Raw genomic sequence first — 12,562 nt, forward strand, 5'->3', positions numbered from 1 at the left:
ATTGTTGACAATCTTGTTTGGCTAGATTTACGTTCGACAGGCACTCACTCAGGGAGGGCAACGATGCCGAAGGAAGCCCGTCCGAGCACTGGAGAGCAGGCCAAGCGGCATGCGTTCGCGCAGCTGCGGCAGGCGATCCTGCACGGCGAGATGGCACCGGCTCAGCGGCTGGTGGAGAACGAACTCGCCGAGCAGTTCGGTGTGACGCGGGCCAGCATCCGCGCGGCGCTGATCGATCTGGAGGCACAGGGACTGGTCGAGCGGATCCGCAACCGCGGCTCGCGGGTGCGGGTGGTGACCGTCGAGGAGGCGGTCGCGATCACGGAGTGCCGCATGGCCTTGGAAGGGCTGTGCGCCGCCAAGGCCGCCGTCGCCGCGAGCGACGAGCAGCTGACCCGACTGGCGGACCTCGGCGCGGCGATGAAGAAGGCCGTCGCCGACGGCGAGCCGGTGACGTACTCCGACCTCAACCACCAGTTGCACGACCGCATCCGGGAGATCTCCGGCCAGCAGACCGCGGTCGAGCTGCTGGAGCGCCTGAACGCCCAACTGGTCCGCCATCGCTTCAAGTTGGCACTCCGGCCGGGGCGTCCGCAGCAATCCCTGAACGAGCACCTGGCGATGATCGAGGCGATCAGGGCCAGGGATCCGCAGGCGGCCGAAGCGGCCGTCCGCGCCCACCTCGCCAGCGTGATCGACGCGCTCGGCGACTGACACCGCGCGCCTCGGGGTGCGTTGTGTGCCGGCGTCGCGTCGCGTGTCCGAGCGCTGGGGCGGGTGGGCGTTCACCCGTCCAGCAAGGAGATGCCACTCATGACGCAGCCCAACGCGCCCGCCCCGCCCCGGTCGACCCTCGTCGTCACCGCCCATGCCGGGGACTTCGTGTGGCGGGCGGGCGGAGCGATCGCCCTGGCCGCCTCCCGGGGCGAGCAGGTCACCATCGCCTGTCTGACCTTCGGCGAGCGCGGTGAGTCCGCCAAGGCGTGGCGCGCGGGGAAGACCCTCCAGGAGATCAAGGCGCTGCGCCGTCAGGAGGCGGAGCGGGCGGCGGCCGTACTCGGCGCCGACATCCGTTTCTTCGACGCCGGCGACTATCCCCTCGTCGCCACCGCCGAGCTGACCGACCGGCTCGTCGCCCTCTGCCGCGAGACACAGCCCGACGTGGTGCTCACCCACCCGGCGCAGGACCCGTACAACGGCGACCATCCCGCGGCCCACCGCATGGCGCTGGAGGCGCGCGTCCTCGCCCAGGCCATCGGCTATCCCGGCCCCGGCGAGATCATCGGCGCCCCGCCCGTCTTCTGCTTCGAGCCGCACCAGCCGGAGATGAGCGGCTTCAGGCCCGAAGTCCTGCTCGACATCACCGAGGTGTGGCAGACCAAGCGCAAGGCGATGGAGTGCCTCGGCGCCCAGCAGCATCTGTGGGACTACTACACCGACCTCGCCGTCCGCCGTGGCGTCCAGCTGAGGCGCAACGCCGGCCCCAACCTCGGCCTGCCGCACACGACCGTGGCCGAGGCCTATATGCGCCCCTTTCCGCAGGTCACGAAGGAGCTGGCATGAGCGGCGTGATCGTCACCGACCCACCCAAGGCGGAGCTGCGGTACGTCGAGGCGCTGGCCGGCTTCGGCGTGGCCACCGTCAGCGAGGCAATGGGCCGCACCGGTCTGCTCGGTCCGGGGATCCGGCCCGTCCAGCAGGGCGTGCGCGTCGCGGGTACGGCCGTCACCGTGCTCGGCCGGCCCGGCGACAACCTCATGATCCACGCGGCCGTCGAGCAGTGCGGCCCGGGCGACCTGCTGGTCGTCACCACCACCTCGCCGTCCAGCGACGGCATGTTCGGCGAACTGTTCGCCACCGCCCTGCAGCGGCGCGGGGTGCGCGGGCTCGTCAGCAACGCCGGCGTCCGCGACACCCGGGAACTGCGTGACATGGACTTCCCGGCCTGGTCGCGTGCCGTCTCCGCACAGGGCACGGTCAAGGCCACCGGCGGTTCGGTCAACGTGCCGGTCGCCATCGACGGCCAGGTGATCAACCCGGGCGACGTGATCCTCGCGGACGACGACGGTGTCGTGGTCGTACCGCGCGAGCGGGCCCGCGCTACCGTCGAGGCCTCCACGGCCCGGGAGGAGAAGGAGGCCGCCTCCCGCGCCGCCTTCCTCGAGGGCCAGTTGGGCCTGGACCGGTACGGACTGCGCGAGACGCTCGCCCGGCTCGGGGTGACGTACCGGACGTACGAGGAGTACACGCGGTGACCGGGCCCGGGGAGGTGCGCTGCATGCTGATGCGCGGCGGCACCTCCAAGGGCGCGTACTTCCTGGCCGAGGACCTGCCCGCCGATCCCGCCGCCCGGGACGACCTGCTGCTGCGGATCATGGGCAGCCCCGACCCGCGCCAGATCGACGGCCTCGGCGGCGCCCACCCGCTCACCAGCAAGGTGGCCGTGGTCTCCGCCTCGGCCGACCCGGACGCCGACGTCGACTACCTGTTCCTCCAAGTCCTCCTCGACAGACCAGAGGTGAGTGATCGTCAGAACTGCGGGAACATCCTCGCCGGAGTCGGCCCGTTCGCCGTCGAGCGGGGACTCGTGGCTCCCGCCGACGGCGAGACCTCCGTACGCATCCGCATGCTCAACACCGGGAAAACGGCCATCGCCGCCTTCCCCACGCCGGGAGGCCGTGTCGAGCACACCGGCGATGCCGAGATCTCGGGCGTGCCCGGTACGGCGGCAGCCGTGGAGATCGGGTTCCCGGCCGGCGGTGCCCCGTTGCTGCCGACCGGCAGGGTCCGCGACACGGTCGCCGGTACGAGGGTGACCTGCGTCGACAACGGGATGCCGACCGTGCTGATCCCGGCGACCGCGCTGGGCGTCACCGGGTACGAGGCGCCCGAGGACCTGGAGGGGGACCCGGCGCTCGCCGGCCGCCTGCGCGAAATCCGCCTGGCGGCAGGCCGGCTGATGGGGCTGGCGGAGGCCGAGAGCGCCACCGTCCCCAAGCTCACCCTGCTCGCCGCGCCCCGGGACGGCGGCGTGGTCACCACCCGCACCTTCCTCCCCGTCCGCTGTCACCCCTCCATCGGCGTCCTGGGCGCGGCGAGCGTGGCCGCCGGGCTCCGGCTGCCCGGGGGCGTGGGGGAGGGGATCGCCGTACTCCCCGAGCGCGGCGACCGTATCCGTATCGAACATCCCACCGGATTCCTGGACATCGACGCGGACATCGATCCGGCCGTCCCGGCGGCGCGCCGCACCGCCGTGGTCCGCACCGCCCGCAAGATCTTCGACGGCACCGTCTTCCCCCGCGCCGCGACGCCCGCACCCGTACGACCCCTTGGAGACGCCCATGGCTCCGCCCCTCGGTGACATCGCCCATGTCGGCCACGCCCAGCTCTTCACCCCGGACCTGGACGCCAGTGTCGCCTTCTTCACCGACTACCTCGGGCTCACCGTCAACGGCCGGCACGGCGACACCGTCTACCTGCGCACCTTCGACGACTACGAGCACCACAGCCTCGTCCTCACCGCCCGTGACACCCCCGGCCTCGGCCGGCTCGCGCTGCGCACCTCCAGCGAGGAGGCGCTGCGGCGCCGGGTCCGGGCGGTCCGGGCGGCGGGCGGCACCGGCCGCTGGACGGAGGACGAACCCGGCCTCGGCCGGCTGTACGTCACCACCGACCCCGACGGCCACGAACACGCCCTGTACTGGGAGAGCGAGCACCACCAGGCCCCCGAGGAGCTGAAACCGGCGCTGAAGAACCAGCCGCAGGCGAAGCCCGACCGGGGTGTGGGCGTACGCCGCCTGGACCACGTCAACTTCCTCGCGGCCGACGTGCTCGCGAACGCCGAGTTCCAGCAGCAGGTGCTCGGTGCCCGCCCCACCGAGCAGATCAGGCTCGACAGCGGCCGGGTCGCGGCCCGTTGGCTGACCTTCACGAACAAGTCGTACGACGTGGTGTACACGGAGGACTGGACCGGCTCGACCGGCCGCCTGCACCACATCGCCTTCGCGACGGACACCCGCGAGGACATCCTGCGCGCCGCCGATCTCGCCATCGACACCGGGGTGTTCATCGAGACGGGCCCGCACAAGCACGCCATCCAGCAGACGTTCTTCCTCTACGTCTACGAACCGGGCGGCAACCGCGTCGAGTTGTGCAACCCGCTCACCCGCCTCGTCCTCGCCCCGGACTGGCCGCTGATCACCTGGACCGAGGCCGAGCGGGCCAAGGGGCAGGCGTGGGGCCTGAAGACCATCGAGTCCTTTCACACCCACGGCACACCGCCGGCCGGCTGAGACGCACGGCGGGAGCCATCCCAGGGCCTCCTGGTCGATGAGATTGTTGACAAAAATGTTGACTGTCTTGGGGTGGCTCCCACTGTCTGGCGCACTACGCACGAGAGGCAACGACGATGTCCCCCTCACCCTCCCCCTCCGCTCGCGGCCGCAGACTGGCGCTGCTCGTCGTCGGTCTGTGCTGGCTGGCCGTCCTCTTCGACGGCCTCGACATGTTCGTCTACGGCTCGGTGCTGCCCCACATGCTGGAGACCAGGGCACTCGGGATCACCCCGGGCCAGGCCGGCGACCTCGGCAGCTACGCCACCTTCGGCATGCTGCTCGGCGCGCTCACGGCGGGCACGGTCGCCGACCGCGTCGGCCGCAAGAAGCTGATGACCGCCTGCATCACGCTCTTCTCGCTGGCCTCCGCGATCTGCGCGCTGTCCGGCTCGGTCGCGGTCTTCGGCCTCGGCCGCACCCTGGCCGGCGTCGGCCTCGGCGGTCTGCTGCCCACCGCGATCAGCATGGTCTGCGACTACGCCCGGGGCGGCCGCGTCGCGCTGACGATCGGCGCCCTGATGACGGCCCACCACGCCGGCGGCATCCTCTCCGCCTACGTCGCCAAGTGGCTCGTCGAGCCGTACGGCTGGCGCTCCGCCTTCTGGGTCTGCGTCCTGCCGCTGCTCTTCGTCCCGGTGCTCGCCAAGGTCATGCCCGAGTCGCTGAGCTTCCTGGTCGCGGGCGGCCGCACCGCCGAGGCCCACGCACTCGCCGCCCGCTACGAGGTCGAAGTCCCCGCCGAGTCCGCCCCGAAGGCCCCGGCCGACCGATGGGGCGCCCTGCTCGCCCTGTTCCGCGGCGGCGAATGGCTCCAGACCCTGCTGTACTGGCTGGCCTCCTTCGGCGGACTCCTCCTCGTCTACGGCGTCGCCACCTGGCTGCCCACCCTGATGCGCGGCGAGGGCTACCACCTCGGCTCCGCCCTGACCTTCGTCGTGCTGTTCAACCTCGGCGGCATCGTCGGCATGCTGATCGCGGGCCGTGCCTCCGACACCTTCGGCGCTCCGCGCGTCTCCGCGCTCTGGTTCGCGCTCACCGCGGCCGGTGTCTTCCTGCTCAGCGCGCACCTGCCGCTCGGTGTGACCTTCCTGGTCGTCTTCCTCACCGGCGTGTTCCTCAACAGCGCCCAGACGATGGTCTACGCGACCGTCTCGATCCGCTCCACCCCGGACAGCCGCGCCACCGCCGTCGGCTGGACCTCGGGGATGGGCCGCTTCGGCGCGGTCTTCGGCCCCTGGCTCGGCGGTCGGCTCCTCGACGCGGGCCACGGCGACTGGGGCTTCACCGCCTTCGCCCTCGCCGGCGTCTCCTTCATGGTGTTCATCGGCATCGCCGCCCTGCGCTCGCCCCGGCGTCCCGAGCGCACCGGCAGCGGACCGAAGCTCGTCACGGCCTGCTGACCCGTCCCTTCGCACGCGGTGCCGCACCCCGGGTCGAGGGTGCGACACCGTCTGCGCACCGGCAGGCTCAGCCCGCCTCGTTCGGCTCCACGTCCCGGCCCGTGCACGCCAGTTCCCCGCCGACCTCGGCACACGCTTCCACGCCCCGGGGCGAGGACACCGAGAGCATGGGGCTGCTGTCACCGGCCGGGTCGTCCGCCGGATAGCCGGCCGACAGCACGTCCTGGCCCGCCCGCACCGACACCTCGCGGGCCTTGGCCGAGTGCAGCCGCACCTGGGACCAGACGGTGCCGCAGGCCGCCGAGTAGCGGAGCCGGACCGTGTAGGCGGGGTCGGTGACCGTGCTCGTGGTCCGCGCGTCCCGGGCGCACAACGACGCGTCGGGCAGCTCGCCCTGGCACGAGCGGCCGTGACAGCGCGGTGCCGCCGGCACGGGGCGCGCGGCGGGCGTCGAACCCGGTCGCGCGGCCAGGGTGACGGCGGCGGCCACCGCCGTCACCGCGCCGCACATGGCGAGTGCGGACAGGGGCAGCCAGGCCGGAAGGCGGGACGGCAGCCGGGGCGGAAACCATGCGGGGAAGGGCCGGCGAAACCGGCCCGGCCGCCGCCCGCGGCCGGTCCCCCCGGGCGGACCCGCGTCGAGCGGCGTCGCGTCGGGCAGGGCCGCGTCGGCCGCGTCCCACTGGGCCAGTACGGCGTCGGGATCCGTGCCGGCGAGCCGGCAGAGCGCCTCCACGGCGGGCCGGGGCGGTGGCGTGCCGCCGGACAGATAGCGGTGCCACGCGGACTTGCTGTACGGGGTGCGCGCGGCGAGCGCCGCCAGGCTCAGTCCCGTACGGTCCTTCAGTTCGCGCAGTCCCGCCACCAGCGGTTCGTCCGGCGTGGTCGATGCTTGAGGGTGCCGCATCGTGCGTCCTCGACTCCCTTTCCACTATGGGCTGTTTCGCCCCTGTTGTCGGGATGGATTCCCAGGAGCGCGGCGAACGCAACACGCGGTGGGGTATGAGGAGGGTGAGGCAGAGCGGCATACCGAAGGCCCGTTCGGGGGTCGTCGAACGGGCCTTCGGTGGCTAGGCGGTGCGGTGGTGAGGCGTCGTCAGCACCAGGGCAGGGCGCGGTGGGTGCGGACGTAGTGCGCCGAGACGTAGCCCCTGTGGTGCGTGAGCCGGTACCAGGTGCGGTTCCCGGCGACCCACGAGCCGCGGGTCTTGCAGGTCAGGTGCAGGAGTCGGTTGGTGTGCCGGTGGCCGACCACCCGGTAGCCGGTGCCCGGACCGGAGCGGATGTTGAGGCGGGCGTGACGGGTGGTGACGCGACCGGTGACGTGGGAGGCGAGGCGGTACGACGCCGCCGGCGCGCCCCAGCTGTAGGCCGCCGTCCGCGGGGCGAAGCGGTACGCCGTGCCCGGTGCGCCGAGGCGGTGGAACCGGTGGATGCGGTACGCGTGGCGCAGGTGGTGCAGACGGTACGCGTCGTACCTGTGGTGGTGGATGCGGTACGGGGCGGAGTGGGTGTGGTGCTGGGCGATGGCGCCGGGCGCCGGGTACGCGGTGGCGGCGTTCGCGGTGGCGGCCCCGGCCGCCGTGGGCAGGAACGCGAGCACCGCGACCGTGGCCAGCAGACCGCTCTTGAGAGTCCGTAGGATCATGGCAACCTCCGGCTGTCGTTCTCGTGACCACGAGCAGTGATCACGACAGCAAGCGTTTCCGTGACGGACCGTGAGGATGCCGTTCCGGCGTCCCCGGGGACACCCGGGACGTCCCGCGGGACGGGTGCGGGCCTCGTGGGTCGGCCCAGCGGGGTGACGGGGCGGCGGCGTCCCGCCGTCCCGTTCGTCTTCGGACGGCGCGTCCCGAGGAGGGTCGTGACGGCGTGTCACCCACACTGGGGAACGGGCGGGGCGAGGGGTTCCGGATCAGACGGTCTCGGCGAACGTGACGGTCCGCTCCTTCAGCAGCGGGAACACCGTGCCCCGGATCAGCTCCGCGAAGTGGTCCGTCTCCTTGTGCGCCTCGAAACCGGCGCGGTCGGTGTAGCGCTCGTACACCATGAATTCCCCGGGCCGGTCGGCCACTTCGTGTGCCTCGTAGGCGAGGTTCGCGGGCTCGGACGGGACCCGTTCGCGCATCTCGCGGAGCGCGTGGCGCACGGTGTCCGCGTCGGCGGGTGCGCACTGGTACTGGGCGACGACGGCGAAGGCCATGGGTTCCTCCGGGGTTCGAAACGGCTGTGGTGCTGCCGATTGCAGCACGGGTGCGGTGAGGGGCGGCCTGTACGACACGCGACCGACGGCTGCCGGGCCGGACCGGGCCGGGCGTGGATGTGGATGTGGCCGTCGTCCGTGGTCCGTGGGCGGCGGAAGTTACTTGACTTACGCAACGACCTGGTAAACTGCCGGGTATGCCCACGGAATCGCTGTCCGACCGGCCCGTCGCCTCACCGGAGGTCGTCGAGATCGAGCGTGCCCTGACACGCGTCACCTACCTCAGCACCCGGTCCCGGCAGCACGAGCGGCTGATGGCGCTGGCGGGCGTGCCGCTCGACCGGGCCGCGGTGGCGCTGCTGCGGCAGATCGCCGACTCCGAACCGCTGCGGCCGGGGGAGCTGGCCCAGCGCCTGGGCGTGGAGGCCTCCCATGTGACGCGGACCGTGCAGCAGCTGCAGAAGGCCGGCTACGTCAGCCGTGTCCCGGACCCCGACGACCGGCGCGCCCAGCGGATCCGGCTCACCGGCGCGGGGCGGGAGGCCGTGGGCCGGATCAGGGAGGCCGGCGCCCGGGGGATGGAGCTGGCCCTCGCCGAGTGGCGGCCCGAGGAGTTGCGGCAGCTGGCCGCCCTCTTCCATCGCATGGTCGACGACTTCCTCGCGTACGCGATCGAGGAGGACTCCGGACGGGACGCGGGCGAGGCCCCGCCGGCGAAGGGCTGACGGCCGCTGCCCGGCATGAGCGGCGGGAACGGCGCACCCTCGCCTCTACCGTCAAGTAATATCCGGCGGCAGGCCGGCGGAGGAGAATCGGCACCGTCGGTGCCGTGGGCGCCGCAAGCGGCCCGAAACAGAGGAGGGGCGGTCGTGACGCAACGTATCGAGGTCGGGGGCACGGTGGAGGACTTCGCCCTGCCCGACGAGACCGGCACCACCCGCCGGCTCACGGAACTGCTGGCCGACGGGCCCGTGGTGCTCTTCTTCTACCCGGCCGCCATGACCCCCGGCTGCACCGCCGAGGCCTGCCACTTCCGCGACCTCGCCGCGGAGTTCGCGGCCGCCGGCGCACGCCCCGTCGGCATCAGCGGCGACAGCGTGGACAAGCAGCAGGAGTTCGCCGGTACGCACACCCTCGGCATGCCGCTGCTCTCCGACGCCGACGGCGCGGTGCGCGAGCGGTTCGGCGTCAAGCGGGGCTTCTCCCTCGCGCCCACCAAGCGCGTCACCTTTGTCATCGCCCAGGACCGCACGGTGCTGGAGATCGTCCGCAGCGAGCTGCGCATGAACACCCACGCGGACCGCGCCCTCGCCGCCCTCCGTACCCCTCGGGGCTGACCGGCTCCGCCCGGCCACCGGGGCCGGCCGGCTCCCGTCCCGCGCTTGATGCCCCGGAACAATCGCATCATCCTGGGGCATATGAAGCATGGTGCCGCCGTGGCCGTCATCGATGCCCTGGGCAGGGTGACCGGCTGGAGCGAGGGAGCGCGGCTGGTCACGGGCCTCACGGCCGAGGACGTCGTGGGCCGGCCCGCGGCGGATCTGCTCGCCGACGAGGTACCCCGGGACGCCTTGACGGCCCGGGCCGGGACCGTCGCCCTGCGGCACCACGACGGACACCGGGTCGTGCTGGCCCTGTCCGCCTGCCCGCTCCTCGGCCCCGACGGCGCGCCCACCGCATACGTGGTGAGTGCCGACCCGCCCGCGCCACCCGACGCCGCACTGACCGGCCAGGCCTTCCAGACGGCCTCCATGCCGATGGCGGTCCTCGACCTGCAGCAGCGTTATCTGCGGGTCAACGACGCCGCCTCCCAGCTGATCGGCGTACCCGAGGAGGACCTGGTCGGCCGGTTCTACCCGGAGACCGTGGAGGACTCCGAGTACAGCCGGGTCTACCAGCGCCATCTGCGCCAGGTCATCGAGACCGGCCGGCCCGTTCGCTACGAGAGCTTCACCCGCGCTCCCGCGCAGCATCGGGACAACGCCTGGAACATCGAGATGTGGCCGCTGCGCGACGACTCCGGTGCGCCGAGCGCGGTCGCCATCGCCGCCTTCGACAGCGGCGAGCAGTACTGGGCCCGGCGCCGGCTCGCCCTCCTCAACGAGGCGGCGACCCGCATCGGCACCACCCTGGACGTGGTGCGCACCGCCGGGGAACTGATCGAACTCCTCGTCCCGCGGTACGCCGACTTCGCCAGTGTGGACCTGCTCGACTGGGTGCTCGGCGCGGACGAACCGCCGATGCTCCCCGACGGGGGCGTCGTCCTGCACCGCGTCGCCCACGGCTCCACCCGCGAGAGCGACCCCGGAGCCGCCGTCCCCATCGGCGGGACCCACGTCTACCCGCCGTCCTCCCTGCCCGCCCGTGCCCTGCGCGATGGCCGCGCGGTGCTCAGCCAGGCCGGCGAGCCGGAGTTCGTCCGGTGGCTGGCGGAGCGCAACGCGCGCTCCCCCGAGAGCCGCCCTCTCCGGCAGGGCGCCCACTCCATGATCGCGGTGCCGCTGCGCGCCCGCGGCACCACGCTCGGCGTCGTCGTCTGCGTCCGCACGGACCACCCCGACGACTACGGTCCCGGCGACGCGGTCTTCGCCGAGGAACTCGGCAGCCGTGCCGCCGTCTGCATCGACAACGCCCGCCGCTTCGCCCGCGAACGCAGCACCGCCCTCGCCCTCCAGCACAGCCTGCTCCCCCGCGGCCTGCCCGGGCAGGCCGCGGTCGACGTGGCCCACCGGTATCTGCCGTGCGGCTCCCTGGCCGGCATCGGCGGCGACTGGTTCGACGTCATCCCGCTCTCCGGCGGCCGGGTCGCCCTGGTCGTCGGCGACGTGGTCGGCCACGGCATCCAGTCCTCGGCCAGCATGGGCCGGCTGCGCACGGCCGTACGCACCCTCGCCGACGTCGACCTGCCGCCGGACGAACTCCTCACCCACCTCGACGACCTGGTCGTCCACCTGTCCGCCGAGGACAGCGCCGAGGACCGCGGCGAGGAGGTCGCCGAGCTCGGCGCCACCTGCCTGTACGCCGTGTACGATCCCGTCTCCCGTCGGCTCAGCCTGGCCGCCGCCGGCCACCCGGCCCCGGCCGTCGTCCGGCCCGGCGGCACCGCCGAGACCGTCCCCATGGCCGCCGGGCCGCCGCTCGGCGTGGGCGGGCTGCCGTTCGAGGCGACGGAACTGGAGCTGCCCGAGGGGTCCGTCGTCGCGCTCTACACCGACGGTCTGCTGGAGGACCGCGACGGGGATCTCGACGGCGCCACCGAGGCGTTGCGCCGGGTCCTCGCCGCACCCGCCGACTCCCTCGACGCCCTGTGCGACAGCGTCCTGAAAGCCGTCCTGCCCGACCAGCCCGGCGACGACGTCGCGCTGCTCCTCGTCCGCACCCGCGCCCTCGGCGCCGACCGGGTCGCCACCTGGGACGTCCCGCCCGACCCCGCCCAGGTCGCGGTCCTGAGGCAGGCGGCCGACGACCGGCTGACCGCCTGGGGGCTGGAGGAGGCCGCCTTCGTCACCGAACTCGTCGTCAGCGAACTCGTCACCAACGCCATCCGCTACGGCGAACCCCCCATCCAGCTCCGCCTGATCCGCGACCGCGCCCTCATCTGCGAGGTCTCCGACGCCAGTTCCACCTCTCCGCATCTGCGCCGGGCCAAGGCCTACGACGAGGGCGGCCGGGGACTGCTCCTGGTGGCCCAGCTCACCCAGCGGTGGGGCAGCCGGCAGACAGGACTGGGCAAGACCATCTGGGCCGAACAGGCGCTGCCCGGAGCGGATGGGCCCAAGCCGTAGTCCCCGGAAGAACCGGCCGTTCGGGGATGCCGGGCAGACGCCTCGCCGGGGGGAGCGGGCCGCCCGTGTTCGATCCGCACCGCCTGCGCCTGCTGCGCGAACTCGAACGCCACGGCACCCTCGCGGCCGTCGGCGTCCCGCCGTCCTCGCCTGCCGGGACGCGCTGCGCCGCGCGGTCGCCCTCCGCTCCGGCCCGGCCCGCGCCGGACCGCCCTCAGTCCGTGCCGTCCGCCGTCACCTGGGCCAGGGTGCGTCCGGTGCGCACCGAGCGGGCCCGGCGGGGGTCCGGGGTGCCGTGGCCGTCCGACCGTGCCGGGCCCTTGCGCACCAGCAGCCACGCCTCCTCCCCGTCCTCGGCGCCGCGGAAGCGGGTCAGCGCGTACTCACCGTGCAGCTTGGTGCCGTGCAGCCGGAACGTGGCGTGCCCGTGCGCCAGGGACCGCGCGAACCCCACCGGGCGGCCCCCGCGGTCGTGGCTCAGCGGCTCGTAGGTCCCGTGGTCCCACACGATGACCGTGCCGCCGCCGTACTCGCCGCCCGGGATCACCCCTTCGAAGTCCTCGTACTCCAGCGGGTGGTCCCCGGTCGGCACGGCCAGCCGCTTGTCCCCGGGATCGGCGGACGGGCCCTTCGGGACCGCCCAGGACTTCAGGACGTCACCGACCTGGAGCCGGAAGTCGAAGTGCAGCCGCCGCGCGTCGTGGATCTGCACCACGAACCGGGGCGCGCCGGACCCGTGCGGGGTCGGCTCCGGCCGCCCGGCCGGCTCGTGAGTCCGCTCGAAGTCGCGCTTGCCGCGGTACGTCCGCAGCCGGTCCGCTGCCTCAGCCGCCACCTCCC

Annotated in this window: 13 protein-coding genes; 9 read left to right on the forward strand and 4 right to left on the reverse strand. The window is 73.2% G+C overall.

Annotation, left to right across the window (positions count from 1 at the left end; all coding sequences use genetic code 11):
- The first annotated feature begins 63 nt into the window (after positions 1 to 63).
- The 6 genes from ADK64_RS27955 (at position 64) to ADK64_RS27980 (ending at position 5,734) form a co-directional block, all read left to right on the forward strand.
- Positions 64 to 714 carry a GntR family transcriptional regulator gene (locus tag ADK64_RS27955; protein WP_053663257.1) on the forward strand — a complete coding sequence of 217 codons (651 nt, stop codon included), beginning with the start codon at positions 64 to 66 and terminating at the stop codon, positions 712 to 714.
- Between the two features lie 99 nt (positions 715 to 813).
- Positions 814 to 1,563 carry a PIG-L deacetylase family protein gene (locus tag ADK64_RS27960; protein WP_053663258.1) on the forward strand — a complete coding sequence of 250 codons (750 nt, stop codon included), beginning with the start codon at positions 814 to 816 and terminating at the stop codon, positions 1,561 to 1,563.
- A complete protein-coding gene (locus ADK64_RS27965) occupies positions 1,560 to 2,255 on the forward strand; it encodes a 4-carboxy-4-hydroxy-2-oxoadipate aldolase/oxaloacetate decarboxylase (protein WP_053663260.1) in 696 nt (231 codons plus the stop codon). Before ADK64_RS27960 ends, ADK64_RS27965 begins: the two co-directional genes overlap by 4 nt.
- The gene (locus ADK64_RS27970; RefSeq protein WP_053663262.1) at positions 2,252 to 3,361 is read left to right on the forward strand and encodes a 4-oxalomesaconate tautomerase; all 1,110 of its coding nucleotides are present in this window, start codon (positions 2,252 to 2,254) and stop codon (positions 3,359 to 3,361) included. Before ADK64_RS27965 ends, ADK64_RS27970 begins: the two co-directional genes overlap by 4 nt.
- Positions 3,342 to 4,292, forward strand: coding sequence for a catechol 2,3-dioxygenase (locus ADK64_RS27975; RefSeq protein ID WP_053663263.1), 951 nt, complete (start codon positions 3,342 to 3,344; stop codon positions 4,290 to 4,292). Before ADK64_RS27970 ends, ADK64_RS27975 begins: the two co-directional genes overlap by 20 nt.
- A gap of 116 nt (positions 4,293 to 4,408) precedes the next feature.
- Positions 4,409 to 5,734: an MFS transporter gene (locus tag ADK64_RS27980; RefSeq protein ID WP_053663265.1), complete on the forward strand. Its 1,326-nt coding sequence runs from the start codon at positions 4,409 to 4,411 to the stop codon at positions 5,732 to 5,734.
- Between the two features lie 67 nt (positions 5,735 to 5,801).
- Here the strand turns inward: ADK64_RS27980 and ADK64_RS27985 are convergent, their stop codons facing one another.
- From ADK64_RS27985 to ADK64_RS27995, 3 genes are all read right to left on the reverse strand, one after another.
- Positions 5,802 to 6,641, reverse strand: coding sequence for an XRE family transcriptional regulator (locus ADK64_RS27985; protein WP_053663267.1), 840 nt, complete (start codon positions 6,639 to 6,641; stop codon positions 5,802 to 5,804).
- A gap of 189 nt (positions 6,642 to 6,830) precedes the next feature.
- On the reverse strand, positions 6,831 to 7,382 hold the full coding sequence (locus tag ADK64_RS27990; protein WP_053663269.1) for an SH3 domain-containing protein: 552 nt from the start codon (positions 7,380 to 7,382) through the stop codon (positions 6,831 to 6,833).
- Positions 7,383 to 7,649: 267 nt separating this feature from the next.
- Positions 7,650 to 7,937: a putative quinol monooxygenase gene (locus ADK64_RS27995; protein ID WP_053663272.1), complete on the reverse strand. Its 288-nt coding sequence runs from the start codon at positions 7,935 to 7,937 to the stop codon at positions 7,650 to 7,652.
- Between the two features lie 197 nt (positions 7,938 to 8,134).
- On the opposite strand from ADK64_RS27995, the gene ADK64_RS28000 reads away from it, so the two are divergent.
- The 3 genes from ADK64_RS28000 to ADK64_RS28010 all read left to right on the forward strand — a co-directional run bounded on the left by ADK64_RS28000 (position 8,135) and on the right by ADK64_RS28010 (position 11,722).
- Positions 8,135 to 8,662 carry a MarR family winged helix-turn-helix transcriptional regulator gene (locus ADK64_RS28000; RefSeq protein WP_053663274.1) on the forward strand — a complete coding sequence of 176 codons (528 nt, stop codon included), beginning with the start codon at positions 8,135 to 8,137 and terminating at the stop codon, positions 8,660 to 8,662.
- A gap of 144 nt (positions 8,663 to 8,806) precedes the next feature.
- Positions 8,807 to 9,274, forward strand: coding sequence for a peroxiredoxin (locus ADK64_RS28005; protein ID WP_053663276.1), 468 nt, complete (start codon positions 8,807 to 8,809; stop codon positions 9,272 to 9,274).
- Between the two features lie 81 nt (positions 9,275 to 9,355).
- Positions 9,356 to 11,722, forward strand: coding sequence for a SpoIIE family protein phosphatase (locus ADK64_RS28010; protein ID WP_053663278.1), 2,367 nt, complete (start codon positions 9,356 to 9,358; stop codon positions 11,720 to 11,722).
- 214 nt (positions 11,723 to 11,936) lie between these two features.
- On the opposite strand, the gene ADK64_RS28015 is transcribed toward ADK64_RS28010, so the two are convergent.
- Positions 11,937 to 12,557: a DNA polymerase ligase N-terminal domain-containing protein gene (locus tag ADK64_RS28015; RefSeq protein ID WP_053663280.1), complete on the reverse strand. Its 621-nt coding sequence runs from the start codon at positions 12,555 to 12,557 to the stop codon at positions 11,937 to 11,939.
- Between the last annotated feature and the right edge of the window lie 5 nt (positions 12,558 to 12,562).

Origin of the sequence: Streptomyces sp. MMG1121 (assembly GCF_001280015.1) — a bacterium.
Taxonomy (GTDB): Bacteria; Actinomycetota; Actinomycetes; order Streptomycetales; family Streptomycetaceae; genus Streptomyces.